The sequence below is a fragment of the Geodermatophilus sp. SYSU D00691 genome (assembly GCF_054050275.1).
The window spans coordinates 68,299-88,285 of record NZ_JBJGYZ010000020.1; the positions used below are offsets into that span (position 1 = coordinate 68,299).

Consider the following 19,987-nt stretch of genomic DNA (forward strand, 5'->3'; position numbering starts at 1 on the left):
GATGTGAGAAGTCGTGGTGATCTCGGCCGCGGCTGCCGGGATCAGTGGGCGGGTTGGCGGGCCAGCAGCCGGGCGTGGAGCCGATGCAGGCGCGGCATGAGGCCGTACATGACGATCGGCACCGCGATTGTCGCGACTACGACGGTGCGCAGGACGACCGGCGCGTCGGCGAGGAGGCTGCCCAACGCGAGGTTGAGCACGATCAGGGTCGGCAGCACGGCGAGCCAGATCATCAGCGCCATCTGGTGCTTCGACGGCGGTGGGACCGGCGTGGGTGGGCGGTACGCGGGGTGGGTTGGCATGGTGTTCTCCTCGTGAGGTGTCGCGGTCCGTCTGGCCGCGGCGCATGTGGGTGGCCGGCCCGTGGGCGGCCGTCGGGGTGTGGCTGGAGCACTGGGGGCTACAGGCCGTGCCGGCGTTCGGCGGGCACGGCGGCGGTGAGGCGGGCCTCTCCCGCGGCGGAGAAGACGCCGCCGGCCGTGTGGTGCTCATCGACCGCGCGGTCGATGTCTTCGGCGATCAGGTCGGCGTTGATCGCGATCCCCGCGGTGTTCCCCTGCGCCGGCCGCGGCGATGACCTGCCCGAGCGGGTCGACGACGTTGCCGGCCGCCCCGACTCCTGCGGTGCTGGTCCGGCCGGTGGCGTCGACGGTGACAGACCCCGCCTCGTCGGTACGGCAGCCGAGGGCGGTCAGCGGGCCGTCGGGGTACGGGGCGTTGCCCGGCCGGATGAACACGGCGCTCCGCGGCGCCACCCGGCCGTCGGACAGCTGGACGCCGGTCAACTGGTCGTCCTCCACGACCAGCTGCGTCACCTCGCCGAGGACCACCTGGATGCCGCGGGCCCGCAGCTGCCCTCGCTCGGTGGCGGTCAGCGGGTGGGTGTGGGCGAAGAAGACCACGTTGTCGGACCACTGGCGGATCTGCTGCGCGTGCGCGACCGCGCCCGGGCCGGTGTTGAGCACGCCGAGCGGGGAGTCGCGGACCTCCCAGCCGTGGCAGTACGGGCAGTGCAGCAGATCCCGGCCCCACCGCTCACGGGACCCCGGGGATGTCCGGCAGCTCGTCGCGGACGCCTGTGGTCACCAGGATCCGCCGGCCCTGGAGCACCCGGCCGCCGGCGAGTCGGACGACGAAGCCCGGCTCGATGCCGACCACTTGGTCGGCCACCAGTTCGACGCCGTAGCCCGCGACCTCCGCCCGGCCGGCGGCCAGCAGCTCGGCCGGGGGCATCCCGTCGCGGGACAGGAAGCTGTGGATGTGCGCCGCGGGGGCGTTGCGCGGAGCACCGCCGCCGACCACCACCACGTCGTGAACCTTCGCCGCCATGGCGATCACCTCCGGTCGAAGGGTTCGCCGGGCGGCCCGACGGCGACAACGATCGTTGCCATTTCCGGGAAGGACTGCTGGGCTGGCCGGCATGCGGCACTCGGCGGCGATCGCGGCGGCGCTGGCCGATGTCGGGCCCCGGCTGAAGCGGGTGCGCAACCAGCGCGACATCACCCTGACCGAGCTGGCCGCCGCCACCGGCATCTCCAAGAGCACCCTGTCCCGGCTGGAGTCCGGCCAGCGCAAGCCCAGCCTGGAGCTGCTTCTCCCGATCGCGCAGGCCCACCGAATCCCGCTGGAGGAGCTGATCGGCGCCCCCGAGGTCGGCGACCCCCGGGTGCGGTTCACCCCGCGGCGGCGCAACGGCCGCATCGTCGTGCCGCTCACCCGCAACCCCGGCGGCCTGCAGGCGTGGAAGACGATCATCCCGCCCGAGTCCGGCGAGCCCGAGCTGCGCACCCACGAGGGCTACGAGTGGCTCTACGTGCTGGCCGGGCGGGTGCGGCTGATCCTGGCCGACCACGACCTCACCCTGGGCCCCGGCGAGGTCGCCGAGTTCGACACCCGGCTGCCGCACTGGTTCGGACCCGCCGACGACCAACCGGTCGAGATCCTCAGCCTGCTCGGACGGCAGGGCGAACGCATCCACGTCCGCGCCGCACCCCCGCGAGCCGAAGACGCCTGATCGTGCTGGGACGGAGCGAAGAGCATCGACACCGTTCGTCTCCGACTGCCACGATGCGTCTCCGGAGCCGACGGTGTGGCCGGTGACCAGAGTCGTCGACGCCGGGGCATGGCCCCTCCAGGGAGGCGGTCGCCGTGGGGCCCCTGCTCACGACCAAACTGCACGTTCCGCGGCGGCGGCGTGGCCTGGTGGTGGCCCGACCCCGGCTCAGCGAGCGGCTCGACAGGGGCGGCGACGCGGCGCTGACTCTCGTGTCCGCGCCGGCCGGGTTCGGCAAGACCACCCTGCTCACCGATTGGCTGGCCACCGCCGACCGGCGATCGACAGCATGGCTGTCCCTCGACGACCGGGACAACGACCCGAACACCTTCTGGACCTACCTCATTGCCGCGCTGCAGACGGCGGTCCCCGGCGGGGGGGCCGGCGCGTTCGCGCTGCTGCGGGAACCGCACGCGTCGCTCGACGAAGTGCTCTCCACCCTGGTCAACGAGCTCGACGCGGCCCCCGACGACCTGGTCCTGGTGCTGGACGACTACCACGCCGTCGCCACGCCGGAGATCCACGAGCGGATGGCCTTCCTCGTGGAGCACCTGCCCCCGCACGTGCACCTGGTGATCGCCACCCGCGCCGACCCGGCCCTGCCCGTGGCCCGGTGGCGGGCGCGCGGCGAGCTCGTCGAGGTCCGCGCCGACGAGCTGCGCTTCACCCCCGAGGAGGCCGCGGCCTACCTCAACGAGGCGATGGGGCTGGCCCTGACCGCCGAACACATCGCGGCGCTGGAGGCGCGCACCGAGGGCTGGATCGCCGCGCTGCAGTTGGCCGCGTTGTCCATGCAGGGCCGCGACGACCCCGCCAGCTTCATCGCCGGCTTCGCCGGCGACGACCGCTACATCGTCGACTACCTGGTCGAGGAGGTCCTGCAGCGCCAGCCCGACGACGTCCGCCACTTCCTGCTGCGGACCTCCATCCTCACCCGGCTGACCGGCCCGCTCTGCGACGCCGTGGTCGGCCGGGATGGCGGCCGCCCGATGCTGGAGGGCCTCGAGCGGGCGAACCTGTTCCTGGTCCCGCTGGACGACCGCCGCACCTGGTACCGCTACCACCACCTGTTCGCCGACGTCCTTCAAGCGCACCTGCTCGACGAGCAACCCGGCATCGTCCCTGACCTGCACCGGCGGGCAGCGGAGTGGTTCGAGCGCAGCGGCGAGCGGGCCGAGGCGATCGAGCACGCGCTGGCGGCGGGAGACCTCGACCGGGCGGCAGACCTCCTCGAGCTCGTGATCCCCGACCTGAACCGGCACCGGGGGGAGGCCACGCTCCGGCGCTGGCTGGAGTCCCTGCCCGACGAGGTGCTCCACGCCCGGCCGCTCCTGAGCGCCGGCTACGTGGGGGCCCTGATGTCCACTGGAGAGGTACGCGGCGTGGAGGCGCGCCTGGAGGAGGTCGAGCGGTGGCTGGCCGGCCCACCGGGCGGGACGGACGGCGTCGTCGTGGACGAGGCGCGGCGGCGCCTGCCCGGCCAGATCGCCATGTACCGGTCCGCGCAGGCGCTGGCCTCCGGTGACGTGGACGCCAGCATGCGGCACGCCCGGCGAGCGCTCGATCTCGCGGCTCCGGGCGATCTCGCCACGCGGGGCGGCCCGGAGGCGCTGATGGGACTGGCGTTCTGGACGACGGGCGATCTCGACGAGGGCTACCGCTGGTACGCCCAGGGGATGGCGAGCCTCGACGAGGCGGGCTACACCACCGACGTGGTCGGCGGCGCCGTCACCCTGGCCGAGATCCGGATCGCCCAGGGCCGTCTCCGCGACGCCATGACCATCTACCGGCGCGGACTACGCCGAGCCGAGCAGGGCGTGCCGGCGCTCAAGGGCGCGGCCGACATGCACGTCGGCATGAGCGAGCTGTTCCGGGAGCGCGACGACCTCGAGGCGGCCCGGGGGCACCTCGTCCGCAGCCAGGAGCTGGGCCCGTCCGCGGACCTGCCCAAGAACGGGTACCGGCGGTGTCTCGCCATGGCCCGCCTCCGCGAGGTGGACGGTGACCTGGATGGGGCCCTCGACCTGCTGGACGAGGCCGAGCGCTGCTTCAACAACGACTACTCACCCGACGTCCGACCAATCTCCGCGCTCCGAGCCCGGATGGAGGCTGCGCACGGCCGGCTAGGGGACGCGCTGGACTGGGTCGGCGAACGAGGCGTGTCCGCCGACGACGACCTGAGCTACCTGCGCGAGTACGAGCACGTGACTCTGGCGCGCGTGCTGCTCGCCCGGCACGCCATGGAAGACGGCGCCGGGTCCTCGCTCCGTGCAGCGACCGGGCTGCTCGACCGGCTGCTGTCCGCGGCGGATGCGGGGCACCGGACGGGCAGCGTCATCGAGATCCTGGTGCTGCGGGCGCTCGCCGCCCAGGCCCGCGGCGACATGCCTGCGGCGCTCGCGGCGTTGCGGCGCGCTCTGTCCCTGGCCGAGCCGGAGGACTACGTCCGGACATTCGTCGACGAGGGGGCGCCGATGACCGCCCTGCTGCGGTCCGCCGGAGCCTCGGGATCGACCTCGGGCTACGTCCGCCGGCTCCTGGCCGCCTGCGGTGTCCACGACGACGAGCCCGTCGCCCAGCGTCTGGTGGAGCCGCTGAGCGCCCGGGAGCTCGACGTCCTCCGGCTGCTGGCCACCGACCTCGACGGCCCACGGATCGCCAGCGAGCTGTTCGTGTCCCTGAACACATTCCGGACCCACACCAAGAACCTCTACGCCAAGCTCGGCGTGACCAACCGGCGTGCGGCCGTCCGCCGGGGGCAGGAGCTGGATCTCGTGCGGGGCCGGTAGGGCGGGCGTCAGCGCACACGCCGGACACGAAGGATCGCCGCGCCCGCCAGCACGGCGCAGATGCCGGCGACACCGAACAGCACGCCGTAGTCGCCGTCGGCGATCGACAGGACGAACGGGGCCAGCGCGGGCGCGACCGAGAAGGGCAGGGCGCCGGCGATGTTCAGGACGCCGAGGTCCTTGGCGTTGTCCTCGCTCGGCAGCACCTCGGCGACGAGCGCGAGGTCGACGGCGGTGTAGAGGCCGAAGCCCAAGCCGCCGACGGCCATGCCGACGAGGTAGCCGTCGAAGTCGGCGGCGATGGCGAGCAGGAACAGCGCCGAGCCGTACACGAGCGCCGCTGCGCAGACGAAAGCCTTGCGCCGCCCGGTGCGGTCGGACATCCGGCCGCCGACGACGGAGGCGACGGCGACGAGTGCGGACTGCGCGAGCGTGCCCAGGAAGATCTGCCGGGGGACATCGGCCTCGGCGGTGCCGACCTCCTGCAGCAGGTAGTACGCCTGGTAGGTGGTCAGGAAGGCGTAGGCCAGGACGAACAGGAATCGGCTGACGAAGGCCCACGCGAAGTCCGGGTTCCTCCTGGGGCTGACGTAGAACGTGCCGGCCAGTTCCCGCAGCGACCACGCCGGCTTCTCCGCCCGGGCGAGCCTGCGATCGTCGAGCGTAAGGGCGAAGAGCAGGACGAAGAACCCACCGACCGCGCACGGTACGAGGAACATCGCGAGCAGGTTGCCGGTGAAGAGCTGGACCAGGTAGGTGCCGCCCACGGAGGCGACCGGAAGGCACACGCCCAGCACCCCCGATACCAAGCCGCGCTGCGCGGTCGGCACCTGGTCCGGCAGCACCGCCACCATGGCGGCGAGCAGGGCGTTGTTGAGCATCTGGGCCAGGCACCAGCCGACGAGGACCACCGGGATGCTCGGCGCCAGCGCGACCACGAGGACGCCGAGCGAGCCGCCCAGCAGGCCGATCACCATCCACGGCCGCCGCATGCCCAGGCGCGACGAGGTGCGGTCGCTGAGCCTGCCGAAGAACGGGTTGGCCACCATGGCCACCAGGCCGCCGACCCCGGTGACCAGCGCCAGGCCCTCCGGCGCCCGCTCGGCGCCGACGAGCGAGTTGACCTTCAGAGCCAGGGTGACCAGGAGGGGCGCCACCAGCACCAGGCACGTGCCCGTGAACGCGGCCGCGTACAGCCAGACGAAGCGCCGGCCGACCCGCTGGGTCGGAGCCGAGCGCACCCCGGGATCCGCCCCGGGCAGCGGTGGCAGCAGCGGCTCCGGTCCGGCTCCGGGAGCAACGGTGCGGGACACGGGCCGCTCCCTCGACGTGCTGGTCGGTGGTGTCCCCGTGCTGCTCCGGTCCGCGCACCGTAGCCCAGACGGGAGTCGGGCCAACCACGTTCGCGCGTGACGGATTCACCACCTCGCTCACATCAAGTGGTGATCCCTGCTCCCCACGCCGGCTCCTAGCTTTCGCGCAGCAACGAGAGAGCGAGCAGCACGCGATGACCGCACACCCGACCCGCCCGGCGGACGACTCCCCGCGCTACGAGATCCGGCTGCGCGGCCGCCTCGACCCGCGGTGGGCCGCCTGGTTCGACGGGATGACCCTCACCACTGCCGACGACGGCAGCACCGCCCTGCGCGGCCCGGTGACCGACCAGGCCGCGCTGCACGGCCTGCTGCAGAAGGTGCGCGACCTCGGGGTGCCGCTGCTCTCGGTCACCCCGCTCGACGCGGAGCCCCCGCGCACCGCTACCACCTGACCCGCGATCAACCCCGAAGGGAACCCGCCATGAGCATCAGCGCACCTCCCGCCGCGACGACCCGACCCGCGACGGACCCGATGCGACAGACCGCATTCCTCGGCGGCCTGCTGTACGTCATCACCTTCGCCGCCTCGATCCCTGCCGCCTTCTACTTCCTCGCCCCCGTCCTCGACAACCCGGACTACGTCCTGGGCTCCGGGTCCGACGCGCGCATCATCACCGGCGGCCTGCTCGACGTGGTCACCGCCCTCGCCGGCGCCGGCGCCGCGGTCGTGTTGTTCCCCGTGGTCAGGCGGCAGAACAGGACTCTGGCGCTCGGCTTCGTCACCTCCCGCCTGCTCGAAGGCGCGATCATCATCATCGGTGTCGTCAGCCTCCTCGCGATCGTGACGCTGCGAAAGGACTTCGCCGGAGCGCCCGGCGCCGACACGGACTCTCTGTCCATCACCGCCGCAGCACTCGTCGCGGTCCGCGACTTCACGTTCCACATCGGTCCGGGCTTCATGGCGGCCGTCAACGCATTGCTGCTGGGCAGCCTGATGTACCGGTCGGGACTCGTGCCACGGGTGATCCCGCTGATGGGCCTCATCGGAGCCCCGCTGCTCCTCACGGCCAAGATCGCGACGGTCTACGGCGTCAACGACGACTCCACGATGTGGTCGGTGGTCGCCCTGGCACCGATCTTCTGCTGGGAGCTGTCACTGGGCGTCTACCTGACCGTCAAGGGCTTCCGGCCGGCCGCCGTCGCCGCCCTGCCGCCTGCTGGGTCCGCCCGATGAGGGCCGCGGTCTACCACCGCTTCGGCGGACCGGACACCGTCCACGTCGAACAGGTGGCGCAGCCGACGGTCGGCCCGGACGACGTCCTGGTCCGGGTGCACGCGAGCACCGTCAGTGTCGCCGACCACCGCGCCCGCGCGCGCGAGGTGCCCCGCGGACTCGGCCTGCTGGCCGCCGCCGGGATCGGCCTGTTCCGGCCGAAGCACCCGGTGCTGGGCTTCGACGCCGCCGGCGTCGTCGAGACGGTCGGCGCGAACGTCACCCGGTTCGCCCCGGGCGACGAGGTGATCGCGATGACGGGCGGCGACTTCGGCGGTCACGCCGAGTACGCCCGGCTGCCACAGGGTGCCGCGATGGCACGCAAGCCGCGGAACATGTCGTTCGGCGACGCGGTGACGCTGGTCTTCGGCGGGCTCACCGCCCGCGGTTTCCTGCAGCAGGCCCATTTGGCGCCCGGCGGGGCGGTCCTGGTGAACGGGGCGTCGGGGGCGGTGGGCACCGCGGCGGTGCAGCTCGCCGCGCACGCCGGCGCGCAGGTCACGGCCGTGTGCAGCGGGGCGAACCGGGAGCTGGTCACGTCACTGGGCGCCGACCGGGTGATCGACTACACGGCCGAGGACTTCACGGCCGATGCGGACCGCTACGACGTGATCGTCGACTGCGTCGGCAACGCGCCGTTCCAGCGGGTCCGGCACCTGCTCGAGCCCGGTGGCGCGCTGCTGCTGGTGATCACCGATCTGCCCGGGCTGCTGCTCGCCCCGCTGCGCAGCCGGCGGACCGGCCACCTGGTCACCGCCGACGTCGGCAAGCCCAGCGCCGAGGACCTGGCCTTCCTGGTCGGCCTCGCCGAGACCGGCTCCTACCGGGCCATCCGTGACCGGAGCTACGACCTCGCCGACATCGCCGAGGCCCACCGCTACGTCGACACCGGCCGCAAGCGCGGCAACGTCGTCCTCCGCCTCACGGGCGGAGAGCCCGCGCCCAAGTCCACCGCCCAGCAGACCGAGGAGGCATCGTCATGATCGAGGCGCACGAGCTGACCAAGCGCTACGGCGACAAGACCGCCGTGGACGGCATCAGCTTCACCATCGCCCCCGGCTCGGTCACCGGGTTCCTCGGGCCGAACGGCGCGGGCAAGTCCACCACCATGCGGATGGTCATGGGCCTGGACCGGCCGACCTCGGGCACGGTGACGGTCAACGGCAAGCCGTACGCCGCCCACCGCACCCCGCTGCGCGAGGCCGGAGCGCTGCTGGACGCCAAGGCCGTGCACCCCGGCCGCAGCGCCCGCTCCCACCTGCGCACCATGGCCGCCACCCACCACATCGTGGCCTCCCGGGTGAACGAGGTGATCGAGATGACCGGCCTGGCCACGGTCGCCGGCAAGCGGGTTGGCGGGTTCTCCCTCGGCATGGGCCAGCGCCTCGGGATCGCCTCGGCGATGCTCGGCGACCCGCGCACGCTCATCCTCGACGAGCCGGTCAACGGCCTGGACCCCGAGGGCGTGCAGTGGGTGCGCCGGCTGGTGCGCTCGCTGGCCGACGAGGGCCGCACCGTGTTCCTGTCCTCGCACCTGATGAGCGAGATGGCACAGACCGCCGACCAGCTGCTCGTGATCGGCCGCGGCCGCATCCTGGCCGCCGGCCCGGTGCAGCAGGTGATCGACTCCGTCTCCGGGGCGGCGGTGCGGGTGCGCAGCCCGCAAGCGGCCGACCTCGCCGCGCTCGTCGCCGCCGACGGCGCCACCGTCAGCTCCCCGGAGCCCGGCACCCTCGAGCTGGGCGGCATCGACGCCGCGCGGGTCGGCGACATCGCCTGCGCCCACGGCATCGCCCTGCACGAGCTCAGCCCGCGCAGCGCCAGCCTCGAGGAGGCCTACATGGCCCTGACCCAGGACGCGGTCGAGTACCGCTCCACCGACACCACCGCCACGCCTTCCACCGTCAACGCTGCCGCCCCATCGAAGGGGACGAACCGATGAGCACGACCTTCGCCGCCCCGGCAACCGACCGGGGGCCGGCCTTCCGAGCCGCCGTCCCGGCCCACGCGACCTTCCGCGGCATCCTGCGCGGAGAGTGGATCAAGCTGCTCTCCCTGCGCTCCACCTGGTGGGTGCTGGCCGCCACCATCGCCCTGATCACCGGCGTCTCCCTGGCCGTGGCCGCCTCGCTCAACGCCATGGCCGCCGACCCGGCCACGGCCGGCGGCCTCGCGACCGCCAACGGCGCCGAGGCGGTCTCCGGCGGCTTCCAGCTCGGCATGCTCACTCTGGCGGTGCTCGGCGCGCTGCTGATCACCGGCGAGTACTCCACCGGGATGATCCGCTCCACCTTGGCCGCGGTGCCCACCCGCGTGCCCGTGCTGGTCGCCAAGGCCGTCGTCCTGGCCGCCGTGACCGTCGTGGTCGCCACGGTCAGCATCGCCCTGGCCTACGTCGTGACGATGCCGCTGCTGGCCGAGCACGACCTGGTCCCCCCGCTCGACCAGGCGCGGACCTGGCAGGTCTTCGGTGGCACGGTGTACTTCCTGGTCGCCGCGGCGCTGTTCGCCCTCGGCGTCGGGACCCTGCTGCGCTCCAGCGCCGGCGCCATCACCGTCGCGCTGGCCGTGCTCCTGCTGCTGCCCGGCGTGCTCAGCTTCATCAACCTGGACTGGGTCCAGCGCATCGTCGACTACCTGCCGCTGCCGGCGTCCGGATCCTTCCTCGGCGGCGGCGAGGACTCGCTGTCCTCCGCCGGAAGCGAACTCTCCGCGACGACGGGACTGCTGGTCATCGCCGCCTACGCCGTCGTGCCGCTCGCCGCCGGCGCGGTGGCCCTCCGCCGCAGGGACGCCTGACCACCGGGGACTCGGACTCGGCGTGGCGGCGTGTGCAAACCTGCGGTCATCCGTGTGCTCGCCGAGATCCCACCTCGAATGCGAGAGCCCCGGCGAGGACGACGTCCTCCCCGGGGCGCTCGTACGACATGGCCCGGTAGCCGACCGGCGCCGCTACCGATCGACGGGCAGCGGCGTGAGGGGGCGCGTGTCGTGTGCCCGGCGCAGCGGCGGCTCGGGGTGCCCTGGTCACACGCCCTCGACCAACGTCGCTGGTCAGTGCACCTAGACCAGCCCGCCGATGAACGCGGCCAGCGACGACGCCGCGCCGGCGAGCCCCTCCCCGACGCTCCTCACCAGCTGCGCCGACCGCTCCGGTGCCTGGATCAGGTAGAACAGCGCGAACGCCAGGAACAGCCAGGTGAGGACCTTCTTCCAGCTCACGGACACCTCCGCGGCCTCCTGGCGAGCGGTCGGTCGACGGGAGCGGACGGCGGACGGGGCATCGCAGGCCTTCCTCGGCGGAGGAACCCCGGAGCGGGGCACTGGTACCGAGATGACCGCGCCCGCCCCCGTCGGTCGAGCGGTCAGCTCACCCCTGTCATCGCACGGGGCCGGTGCAGGGGTGCGCCCCGGGCCGAAGTCGGGGCCCGCCACAATCGGACGCACGAGCCTCCTGGGGGTCTCGTGGCGACCCGAGGAGAGCCCGTGCTGGACGACGCCGCGCGCATCGCCGACCACCTGCTGGCCCTGCAGCAGCAGGTCAACGACCGGATCGACGCGCTGCAGGCGGAGCTGCTGCCCGACGTCCGGCACGAGCTCGGCCTGCCCGACGCCGAGCCGGCCGACATCTCCGACCTGGTCAACACCCGGATCGCCGGCCTGAGCGTCGTCGTCACGCCGGAGGCGGTCGCCCGGGTGCTGCCCCTCTCGGCCGCCTCCGCCGCCACGACGCGCGCCGGGCGCCGCGCCGTCACCGGCATCCTCGACGGCACCGACGACCGGCTCGTCGTCATCGCCGGCCCCTGCTCGATCCACGACCCGGCCGCCGCTCTCGAGTACGCGCGGTTCCTGCGCACCGTGCGCGAGCGGCACGGCGCCGACCTCGAGATCCTCATGCGCACGTACACGGAGAAACCGCGCACGGAGGTCGACTGGAAGGGCTTCGCCTACGACCCCTACCTGGACGGCTCCAACCGGATCAGCGTCGGGCTGGTCGCGACACGGATGCTCATGCTGGCCATCACCGCCCTCGGCGTGCCGGTGGCCGCGGAGCCGCTGAACGCCCTCACGCCGCAGTACGTCGACGGGCTGGTGACCTACAACGGCGTCGGGGCCCGCAACGTCATGGACCAGACCGCCCGCGAGCGGGTGTCCGGCTTCTCCTCCGTCGTCGGGTTCAAGAACTCGCCGGAGGGCAGTGTCGACGTCGCCGTCTCCGCCGTCGTCAGCGCCCGCGCGCCGCACGAGTTCCTCGGCGTCGACCGCCACGGCATCACCGCGCAGCTGTCGACGACGGGCAACGACTCGGGCCACGTGATCCTGCGCGGCGACAAGGACGGCCCCAACTACTCGGCCGCCCACGTCGCGGCGACGAAGGCGGCGCTGGCGCAGCGCGGCCTGCCGGAGGTGGTCGTCGTCGACGCCTCGCACGGCAACAGCCGCAAGGACCACCGCCGCCAGCCGGCCGTCGTGCGGGACCTCGCCGGCCAGATCGCCGCCGGCGAGCGCGGCCTGCGCGGCGTCATGGTGGAGAGCAACCTCGTCGCCGGTCGGCAGGACCTCGACCAGCGCGACCCGTCGTCGCTGGAGTACGGCAAGAGCATCACCGACGCGTGCGTGGACCCGGCGACGACGGCCGAGCTCCTGGACGAGCTGGCCGCCGCGGTCCGCGCCCGCCGCGCGGCGTAGCCCGGGGGCCTCAGATCTCCCACTCGTACGACAGCTTGTGCACTTTCAGCACCACCGACGTCTCCACCGAGGTCACCCGCTCCAGCGTGCCGAGGAACCCGGTGTGGAACTCCAGCAGGTGGTCGTGGTCGCGGAAGAACGCCTCCACCACGATCTGGGTGCGCCCGAGGATGCTGCCGACGTAGCGCACCTCCGGCCGCTCGCGCAGCGCCGACGCGACGGCCTCGACGTCGGCGAGGTGGACCGACAGGTTGAGGAACGCGGAGATGCTCGCGTCGACCGCCTCGGGGCTCAGGACGGCGACGATCTCGATGAGGTCCTCGTCGAGCAGTCGGTTCACCCGGTTGCGGACCGTCGTCTCCGTGACGTTCAGCGTCCGGGCGATCTCGGTGTTCGGCACGCGGGCGTTGCGCTGCAGCAGCCGCACGATCCGCCGGTCCATGTCGTCGAGCACGTCGTCCTCCCGCACGGGGCTTGGCCGCCAGTTCGATTCTCGATCCGCCAGCAGCCGCTGACAGCTTCTTATCGAAGAATTTACATATCGCGACCGCTGGTCGACCCACTTCATCCATAGCCTCGCTCCGAACCTCGAAGAAGGCGGCAGGTGCCGCCCGCCGGTCGATCGGAGAACCACCATGGGACGAGCCGCGCGGGTGACCCGCTGGTCCACCGCGGCCTGGCCCGAGCTCGAGGGCTGGGCCGGGCGCCCCGCCGGCGCCGCGGAGGTCGGGCTGGTGCCGGTCGGCGCGGTCGAGCAGCACGGCCCGCACCTGCCCACCGGCACCGACACCCTCGTCGCCGAGCGGATCTGCGAGGCGGCCGCGGCGCTCGGCGGGGCCGTCGTCCTCCCGTCGATCCCGGTCGGCTGCAGCTACGGCCACGGCACCGTGCTCCCGGGCACGCTCTCGCTGAGCCCGGAGCTGCTCGCCGCGGTGGCCCGCTCGTACGCGGAGTGGGCGGCGTGCTCGGGCCTGACCCGGCTGCTGTTCGTCAACGCGCACTTCGGCAACGCGGCGGCCCTCGGGACGGCGACCGACCACCTCCGCCTGTTCCGGCCGGACCTCCGCACCGGCGTCGTCGACTGGTGGTCGATCACCCCCGCCGTGCTCGCCGAGGTCACCGCCGACGGCGCCGACATCCACGCCAACCGCGCGGAGACGTCGATGGTGCTGGCGATCGACCCCTCGCTCGTGCACCTGGACCGGGCGGTCGACGCCGACGACGAGGACCGGACCGGCGACCTCGTGTTCCGGTACACGGCGCCGTCCCTGTCCCGCAACGGTGTGACCGGGCGCCCGTCGGAGGCCACCCCGGAGCTCGGCCGGCGCCTGCTCGACGAGGTCGCCGCGGCGCTCGCCCGCCTCGTCGAGCGTGGGCGCACCGAGGAACCGCCGCTCGGGCCCGCCGCACCTCCCTCGCTCCACCGCTGACCCCGCACCGACCGACGACACACGAGGAGACCGACCACGTGGACACCGTGCACGACATGGAGGACGCCCACCGGGCGCTGGCCGCGGAGCTGGCTGGGCAGGGGGTCGAGTTCGCCATGGGCGGCTGGACCGACGTGCACGGCCGCAGCAAGTCGAAGATGGTCCCGATCGACCACCTGCCCAACCTGCTGGCGGGCTCCGAGCGGTACACCCCCCGCGGCATCAGCGGACTGGGCGAGATGACCCCGAACGAGGACGAGTCGGTGGCGATGCCGGACCTCGCCACCCTGCGGGTGCTGCCGTGGGACCGGCGCTTCGCCTGGATGGCCGCGGACCTGGTGTTCGCCGGGACCGAGCCGTTCGTGCACTGCCCCCGCTCCATCCTCAAGCGGCAGGTGGCCCGGGCCGAGAGCGAGGGGTTCACCTTTAACCTCGGCATCGAGACGGAGTTCTACGCCTTCCGGCCGGAGTCGCTGGAGCGGCCCGACGGCTACCTCGTGCCCCCGGCCCGCAGCGGGCAGATGATGCCCACGCCCGCCTACGACGTGGAGAGCACCATCGACGCGATGCCCTTCCTCGGGCGCATGGTCGAGGCGATGCAGACCTCCGACTTCGGGGTCTACAGCTTCGACCACGAGGGCGGCAACGGGCAGTTCGAGTTCGACTTCGCCTACGCCCCGGCCCTGCAGATGGCCGACCGGATCACGTTCTTCCGGTTCATGGCCCGCCAGATCGCCAAGGAGTGCGGGCTGCTGGCCACGTTCATGCCCAAGCCCTACACCGAGGCCTGGGGCTCCGGTCACCACTACAACATGAGCCTGGCGAGCACGGCGACCGGCGAGAACCTGATGCGCGACGCCGGCGACCCCCGGGGGCTCGGCTGGAGCAAGGTGGCCTACGGGTTCACCGCCGGCGTGATGAAGCACGCCGCCGCGCTCGCCGCGATCACCACGCCGACCGTGAACTCCTACAAGCGGCTCAACCCGCGGCTGTCCGACGGCTCGGCCTCGTGGGCGCCGGTCTTCTCCGCGTACGGCACCCAGAACCGCTCGTGCATGCTGCGGCTGCCGGCCAACCGGCCGGCCCTCGAGAACCGGGTGGTCGACTCGTCGGCCAACACCTACCTCGCGGCCGCCTTCCTCCTCGCGGCCGGCCTGGAGGGCGTGCTCTCGGGGATGGACCCGGGTGACCCGGTCGACGCCGCGCTGACCGACGACCGCCGGCACGACGGGACCAACTCGGTGCGGCTGCCCCGGACCCTGCTGGAGGCCGTCGAGGCCTTCGAGCGCGACCCCCTCGTGCACGAGGTCTTCCCCGGCGGCTTCGTCGACGACTACGTGTCGATGAAGTACGCGGAGTGGGACCAGTTCCACGCCCAGGTGACCCCCTGGGAGCGCGAGCGCTACCTGCTCGCCCTCTGACGGCGGCCGTCGCCGCCGGCGGGGCTGCTCAGCCGGCGGTGACGGCGGCCAGGACGGCGGGGTAGGCGTCGCGGGCCAGCCGCCGCAGCTCGTCGTCGGTGCGGTCCTGGATCGGGTGCGGCACGAGGACGTGCGGCACCGCCAGGCCGAGCGCGGCCGACTGCGCCACGGCGGCGTCGGCGAACTCGGACGAGGCGAGGAAGACCCCCACCACGCCCCGGCCCTCGAGGTCGGCGATGTCGTGCACACTGCACGACGTGCAGGAGCCCTAGTCGGCCAGCGCCTCGATGACCACCTCGCAGCGGGTGGCGATCTCGTGCCGCAGGTCGACCGGCGCCGGCCGGGCGAAGGTGGGCTTGCGGTAGCGGGCGGTGCGCACGCCGTCGGCGGCGAGCAGCCGCTCCAGCTCGTCGAGGACGACGTCGCCGCGGCTCTTGGAGATGTCGAGCAGCCCGACGGTGCGGCCGTCGAGCGACGGCGGCCGCGCGTTCACCTGCCGCGCCGCCGGCCGGCGCTCGGAGGTCGGGTCGATCAGGACGCGGGCCACGTGGCCTCCTCGATCGGGACGGTGACGGGGGTGCTGCCGGTCGGGCCGCTGGCCCAGCCGCCGATGACCGCCGAGAACATGCCGGCCGGCCCGCCCGCGTAGGCGAACAGCAGGCCGCCGGGCCGGAACTTCGGCAGCGGCCGGTCGTCGAGACCCGGCGGCATCCCCTCGGCGATGCCGAGCGCGCCGCGGCGCAGCTCCTCCGGCTGCAGCACCAGCAGCGGCTCGAGCTCGGCGAGCAGCCGGGCACGGTCCCAGCCGGCCTCCCGGAGCACCCGACCGTGCTCGGGGCTGACCACGACCAGCGCGTCCATGCCTAGCGCCGTCTTCGGGTGCCCGACGGTGCGCAGCACCAGCGCGTACGTGCGGGCCAGCGACTCCGGCGTGCGGCTGGCCTGGTCGACGACGGGGATCAGCCCGGAGCCGGCGAACACGGTGACCGCCGAACCCGGCACGCCGCGCGAGGCCGCGAGCGGCTCGAACGGCGACAGCCCGTCCTCGGCCTCGGCGAAGCAGAAGGTGAACTTGCCGGGCGTGCCCAGCGTGGCGCGGTCGACCTCGCCTGGCCGGCCGCCGCCGACGTTGCGCACGACCAGCTGCAGCGCCCGGCCGATCGTGGCGCCGGCCCGGTTGCCCTGGCCGAGGGCGTTGATGCCGGAGTTCATCCGCAGCCGCCGGGTCACCGGCCCGTTGACCACCAGCACCGGCCCGGCGAAGTACGTCGTCGCCAGGACGCCGTGCAGGGCGAACTCGTCGCGGCAGGCGGCCTCGACGGCGGCGAGCACCACGGGCAGGTGCTCGGGCAGGCACCCGGCGAGGACGGCGTTGACCGCCACCTTCTCCACCGTGCACTCGACGAGGTCGGGCGGGACGACGGCGACCACCTCGTCCGGCGCGCGGGGGGTGCCGGCCAGCATGCGCAGCACGCGCTCCTCCGTGGGTGGGACGGTGGGCAGCCCGTCGGTCCAGCCGCGGTCGTACATCGCCTCGACGTCGTCCTCGAGGTCGGCGAGCTCGACCCGGCGGGAGGCCAGTACCCGGCCGCCGTACCGGCGCGCGAGCTCGTCCTCGCGCTCGACGCTGAGCGAGCCGCAGCCGGGCCGGTGCTCGGGCAGGCCGTCGCCGAGTCCGGCCACCCCGGAGAGGGCCTCCCACTGCGCGCGCAACCAGCCGACGACGCGGTCGGTCTCGCGGCCGCCGGACATCCGCAGCAGCGTCGGCACGGTGTCGATGCCCAGCCGCCAGCTCGTCTCGAGCTGCCGGTCGTCGACCACGGGCATCCCGGCGGGGAAGCCGGGATCGTCCTGGCTGACCACGGTCAGCGGGACGGCGCCGGCCAGGTCGCGCAGCACCGGCTCGACCAGCGCGCAGGTGGGGCAGTCGCGCTTGACGACCGCCACCAGGCCGTCGGGCACCGTCGCCACCGCGCCAGTGTGACAGCCACGTCAACGGGTGGCCCGCGCTCCCAGCGCGTCCAGCGAGCGGTACATGCCGACGGTGACCGCCCCCAGGGCGAAGAAGCCCTCGTCGTCGGCGACCTCGGAGGTGCGCAGCAGCGTCGTCAGCCGCTGCAGCGCGGTCCCGGCGGAGTCGATCGCCGCCGGACGGGCGTCGCCGGTGGGGGCGCAGACCACGTCGGCCAGGCCGTCGAGCGCGTCGGCCAGCACCCACCCCGTGCCGCCGTCCACCCGGTCCAGCCCCCGGTCGTGCGGCTGGAACTCGACGACGAGCGTGGTCAGGTCGTCGACGAGGACGGCGACCCGGTCCAGCGCCCGGGACTGGTCCCGGATGCCGGCCGCGGTGCCGCCCCAGCGCCGCGCGCGGGGATTGGCCCGGCGCGCCCGCTCCACCACCGCCTCGGCGGAGCGCATCCCCTCCAGCGCCACCTCGAGGTCCCGGCCACGGCGCGCCCACTCGTCGGGCGGCGGCACCTCACCGCGCCGGAGGGCGGCGGCGATGTCGCGCAGGTGCCGGGCCAGCAGCGCGCGGGTGGTGGCGATGCGGCGCACGGCGGTGGTGAGCTGCAGCGGCGGGAACAGCAGGGTGGTCACCAGGACACCGATGGCCGCGCCCAGCAGCGTCAGCCCGGCGTAGGCCAGGGCGTAGCGGGCCGGGTCGGCCGCCGTCCCCACGGTCAGCATGAGGACGGCGGCGAAGCTGACCCAGCTGGCGTGCTCCTGCAGCGCGCGCCACTGCTCGACGGCGATCGCCAGCCCCACGATCAGCGCGATGGTCAGCGCGTCCGGGACCGGCTCGGTCAGCTCGTGCACGACCACGGCGAGGGCGAACCCGAGCAGGATCGCCACGAACGTGCGCCACGCCGCGGCGGCGGAGTCGGCGACCGTGGGGTGCACCGCGATGACCGCGCCCAGCGGCGCGTAGTAGGCGTACGAGGACAGCGGCGCCGGCAGCAGGGTCGCCACCTGCCACGCCAGCGCCGCCGCGACCGCCGCCCGCACCCCCCGCTGGACCCAGGGCTCGCGCAGGAGCTCCCGGAGGTGGCTCACCCGGGCCGGCGCACCGGGTCCGCCGGGGCCGGGTCCGCAGTTACCGCGGCGGCCGCGTTGCCCTCGAACTGCACCGCCCGGCCGTCCCCGCCGGAGGCCTCCACCACGAGCACGAAGTCGTCGCCGTGCCGGGTGAGCCCCTCGACCACGGCCTGCTCGACGGCCTCGGTGGCCACCGTGCGGCGCAGCACCGCGGGGTCGGACCGGAGGTCCTTGGCGAGGGAGACGGCCAGTCCCACCATGACGACGGCGAACGGCAGCGCCGCGATGATCGTCAGGTTCTGCAGCCCGGTGAGCGCCTCGTCGCCGCCCACCAGCAGCATCACCGCCGCCACCGCGCCCATCACGACGCCCCAGAACACGACGATCCGGCGGCGCGGCGCGAGGGTGCCGCCCTCGGACAGCGAGCCCATCACGATCGAGGCCGCGTCGGCGCCGGAGACGAAGAAGATGGCCACCAGCACGACGACGAGCACCGTCAGCACGGTGGCGAGCGGGTACCCGGCCAGCACCCCGAACAGCTGCCCTTCCGGGGTGGCCTGCCCCGCGACGTCGGCGCCGTCCCGCTGGGCGGCGATGCCGGCCCCGCCGAAGACGGCGAACCACAGCAGGCTGACCACGCTGGGCACGAGCAGGACGCCGGTGACGAACTGCCGGATCGTGCGGCCGCGGCTGATCCGGGCGATGAAGAGGCCGACGAACGGCGTCCAGGAGATCCACCACGCCCAGTAGAAGACCGTCCAGCCGCGCAGCCACTCGGCCGTCGCGTCGCCACCGCTGGCCTCGGTGCGGGCGGCCATCTGGGCGACGTCGGCGAAGTAGCCCCCGACGGCGCCGGGCAGCAGGTTGAGGATCAGCACGGTGGGCCCGGCCACGAACACGAACACGGCCAGGACGACGGCGAGCACCATGTTGGTGTTGGACAGCCACTGGATGCCCTTGGCGATCCCCGAGACCGCCGAGGCGACGAACGCGGCGGTCAGCACGGCGATGATCGCGACCAGGACGGCGTTGCCGACGTCCCCGGCCCAGCCCAGGATCTCCATGCCGCTGCCGATCTGCAGCGCGCCCAGGCCCAGCGAGGCCGCCGACCCGAACAGCGTGGCGAAGATGGCGAGGACGTCGACGACCTTGCCGGCCGGGCCCTCGGTGCGGCGCCGCCCGAACAGCGGCTCGAAGGCCGCGCTGAACAGCTGCTTGCGGCCGCGGCGGAACGTGCCGTACGCGATCGCCAGGCCCACCACGGCGTAGATCGCCCACGGGTGGAGCGTCCAGTGGAACAGCGTCGTCGCCATGGCGGTCTGCAACGCCTCCGGCGTCTCCGCGGCGACCGTCCTCGGCGGGGGCGCGACGTAGTGGGCCAGCGGCTCGGAGACGCCGTAGAACATCAGACCGATGCCCATCCCGGCGCTGAACATCATCGCCACCCACGACACCGTCCGGAACTCCGGCGACTCGCCGTCGCGGCCGAGCGGGATGCGCCCGTACCGGCTGGCCGCCAGCCACAGCACGTACACGACGAACGCCGAGGCCAGGGTCACGAACAGCCAGCCGAGGTTCTCCTCGATCCAGGTCAGCGCCGTGCCGCTCGCCGAGCCGAGGCCGGCGGGGCTGAGGAACCCCCACGCGACGAACGCGAGGGCGAGGACGGCGGCGACGGCGAAGACCACGCGGTCGAGCGCGCCCTTCCCGTCGGCCACGGCGGGCGGCGGCTCGGCGATCGCCGGGTGCTGGTCGGTGTCGGCGTGGAGCACCGGCTGGGGTGCGGGCCGGCCCGGTGGGGCGGTGGGGGTCGTCGTCACAGGCGGGTGCGGCGCCCCCGCGGGGGCCGCTCCTCCGTTCGGTCGTCCAGGGGACCAGGTCCTCGGGTGAGGGCGGTCCGGCTCCCGGGCGCGCGCCCCGGTCCACTGCGGACAGGGTCGAACGACACGAGATCGTCCGCCATCCGGGGCACGGCTCGGC

The 19,987-nt window shown here is 73.6% G+C and carries 19 protein-coding genes and 1 pseudogene; 10 read left to right on the forward strand and 10 right to left on the reverse strand.

Annotated elements, in window-relative coordinates:
- Positions 1 to 41: 41 nt before the first annotated feature.
- The 3 genes from ACI797_RS15705 to ACI797_RS15715 all read right to left on the reverse strand — a co-directional run bounded on the left by ACI797_RS15705 (position 42) and on the right by ACI797_RS15715 (position 1,329).
- Complete coding sequence (locus ACI797_RS15705) at positions 42 to 242, reverse strand: hypothetical protein (RefSeq protein ID WP_456859637.1); 201 nt, start codon at positions 240 to 242, stop codon at positions 42 to 44.
- Between the two features lie 246 nt (positions 243 to 488).
- Complete coding sequence (locus ACI797_RS15710; RefSeq protein ID WP_456859638.1) at positions 489 to 965, reverse strand: FAD-dependent oxidoreductase; 477 nt, start codon at positions 963 to 965, stop codon at positions 489 to 491.
- Between the two features lie 70 nt (positions 966 to 1,035).
- Positions 1,036 to 1,329, reverse strand: a complete 294-nt coding sequence (locus tag ACI797_RS15715; protein ID WP_456859639.1) for a hypothetical protein — start codon at positions 1,327 to 1,329, stop codon at positions 1,036 to 1,038.
- 91 nt (positions 1,330 to 1,420) lie between these two features.
- On the opposite strand from ACI797_RS15715, the gene ACI797_RS15720 reads away from it, so the two are divergent.
- Together ACI797_RS15720 and ACI797_RS15725 are read left to right on the forward strand one after the other, a co-directional pair.
- Entirely contained in the window at positions 1,421 to 2,014 is a 594-nt protein-coding gene (locus ACI797_RS15720; RefSeq protein ID WP_456859640.1) for a helix-turn-helix domain-containing protein, read from the forward strand.
- Positions 2,015 to 2,202: 188 nt separating this feature from the next.
- On the forward strand, positions 2,203 to 4,842 hold the full coding sequence (locus tag ACI797_RS15725; protein WP_456859642.1) for a LuxR C-terminal-related transcriptional regulator: 2,640 nt from the start codon (positions 2,203 to 2,205) through the stop codon (positions 4,840 to 4,842).
- An 8-nt stretch (positions 4,843 to 4,850) separates the two neighbouring features.
- On the opposite strand, the gene ACI797_RS15730 is transcribed toward ACI797_RS15725, so the two are convergent.
- The gene (locus ACI797_RS15730; protein WP_456859643.1) at positions 4,851 to 6,083 is read right to left on the reverse strand and encodes an MFS transporter; all 1,233 of its coding nucleotides are present in this window, start codon (positions 6,081 to 6,083) and stop codon (positions 4,851 to 4,853) included.
- A 266-nt stretch (positions 6,084 to 6,349) separates the two neighbouring features.
- Between ACI797_RS15730 and ACI797_RS15735 the strand changes: the two genes are divergently transcribed.
- Genes ACI797_RS15735 through ACI797_RS15755 form a run of 5 tightly spaced genes read left to right on the forward strand, consistent with a single transcriptional unit; the run spans position 6,350 to position 10,230 of the window.
- On the forward strand, positions 6,350 to 6,610 hold the full coding sequence (locus ACI797_RS15735; RefSeq protein ID WP_456859644.1) for a hypothetical protein: 261 nt from the start codon (positions 6,350 to 6,352) through the stop codon (positions 6,608 to 6,610).
- 29 nt (positions 6,611 to 6,639) lie between these two features.
- On the forward strand, positions 6,640 to 7,392 hold the full coding sequence (locus ACI797_RS15740; RefSeq protein WP_456859645.1) for a DUF4386 domain-containing protein: 753 nt from the start codon (positions 6,640 to 6,642) through the stop codon (positions 7,390 to 7,392).
- Complete coding sequence (locus ACI797_RS15745) at positions 7,389 to 8,414, forward strand: NAD(P)-dependent alcohol dehydrogenase (protein WP_456859647.1); 1,026 nt, start codon at positions 7,389 to 7,391, stop codon at positions 8,412 to 8,414. Before ACI797_RS15740 ends, ACI797_RS15745 begins: the two co-directional genes overlap by 4 nt.
- Positions 8,411 to 9,373 (forward strand): ABC transporter ATP-binding protein, encoded by a 963-nt coding sequence (locus ACI797_RS15750; protein ID WP_456859649.1) that lies wholly within the window; start codon positions 8,411 to 8,413, stop codon positions 9,371 to 9,373. Before ACI797_RS15745 ends, ACI797_RS15750 begins: the two co-directional genes overlap by 4 nt.
- Positions 9,370 to 10,230, forward strand: coding sequence for an ABC transporter permease subunit (locus ACI797_RS15755; RefSeq protein ID WP_456859650.1), 861 nt, complete (start codon positions 9,370 to 9,372; stop codon positions 10,228 to 10,230). Before ACI797_RS15750 ends, ACI797_RS15755 begins: the two co-directional genes overlap by 4 nt.
- A gap of 264 nt (positions 10,231 to 10,494) precedes the next feature.
- On the opposite strand, the gene ACI797_RS15760 is transcribed toward ACI797_RS15755, so the two are convergent.
- Positions 10,495 to 10,653 carry a hypothetical protein gene (locus ACI797_RS15760; protein WP_456859652.1) on the reverse strand — a complete coding sequence of 53 codons (159 nt, stop codon included), beginning with the start codon at positions 10,651 to 10,653 and terminating at the stop codon, positions 10,495 to 10,497.
- A 264-nt stretch (positions 10,654 to 10,917) separates the two neighbouring features.
- Between ACI797_RS15760 and ACI797_RS15765 the strand changes: the two genes are divergently transcribed.
- Entirely contained in the window at positions 10,918 to 12,120 is a 1,203-nt protein-coding gene (locus ACI797_RS15765) for a 3-deoxy-7-phosphoheptulonate synthase (RefSeq protein ID WP_456859653.1), read from the forward strand.
- Positions 12,121 to 12,130: 10 nt separating this feature from the next.
- Here the strand turns inward: ACI797_RS15765 and ACI797_RS15770 are convergent, their stop codons facing one another.
- Positions 12,131 to 12,574, reverse strand: a complete 444-nt coding sequence (locus ACI797_RS15770) for an Lrp/AsnC family transcriptional regulator (protein WP_456859654.1) — start codon at positions 12,572 to 12,574, stop codon at positions 12,131 to 12,133.
- 181 nt (positions 12,575 to 12,755) lie between these two features.
- Here ACI797_RS15770 and ACI797_RS15775 point away from each other — a divergent pair, with 181 nt between their 5' ends.
- Both ACI797_RS15775 and ACI797_RS15780 read left to right on the forward strand, forming a co-directional pair.
- Positions 12,756 to 13,550, forward strand: a complete 795-nt coding sequence (locus ACI797_RS15775; protein ID WP_456859655.1) for a creatininase family protein — start codon at positions 12,756 to 12,758, stop codon at positions 13,548 to 13,550.
- 38 nt (positions 13,551 to 13,588) lie between these two features.
- Positions 13,589 to 14,971 (forward strand): hypothetical protein, encoded by a 1,383-nt coding sequence (locus ACI797_RS15780; RefSeq protein WP_456859656.1) that lies wholly within the window; start codon positions 13,589 to 13,591, stop codon positions 14,969 to 14,971.
- A gap of 28 nt (positions 14,972 to 14,999) precedes the next feature.
- On the opposite strand, the pseudogene ACI797_RS15785 reads toward ACI797_RS15780, so the two are convergent.
- From ACI797_RS15785 to ACI797_RS15800, 4 genes and pseudogenes are all read right to left on the reverse strand, one after another.
- A pseudogene (locus tag ACI797_RS15785) lies at positions 15,000 to 15,518 on the reverse strand (UGSC family (seleno)protein).
- A complete protein-coding gene (locus tag ACI797_RS15790) occupies positions 15,503 to 16,942 on the reverse strand; it encodes a thioredoxin family protein (protein WP_456859657.1) in 1,440 nt (479 codons plus the stop codon). Before ACI797_RS15790 ends, ACI797_RS15785 begins: the two are co-directional and overlap by 16 nt.
- A 21-nt stretch (positions 16,943 to 16,963) precedes the next feature.
- Complete coding sequence (locus ACI797_RS15795; protein ID WP_456859658.1) at positions 16,964 to 18,025, reverse strand: FUSC family protein; 1,062 nt, start codon at positions 18,023 to 18,025, stop codon at positions 16,964 to 16,966.
- Positions 18,022 to 19,827 (reverse strand): BCCT family transporter, encoded by a 1,806-nt coding sequence (locus ACI797_RS15800; RefSeq protein ID WP_456859659.1) that lies wholly within the window; start codon positions 19,825 to 19,827, stop codon positions 18,022 to 18,024. The genes ACI797_RS15795 and ACI797_RS15800 overlap by 4 nt, the downstream gene beginning before the upstream one ends.
- Positions 19,828 to 19,987 lie beyond the last annotated feature (160 nt).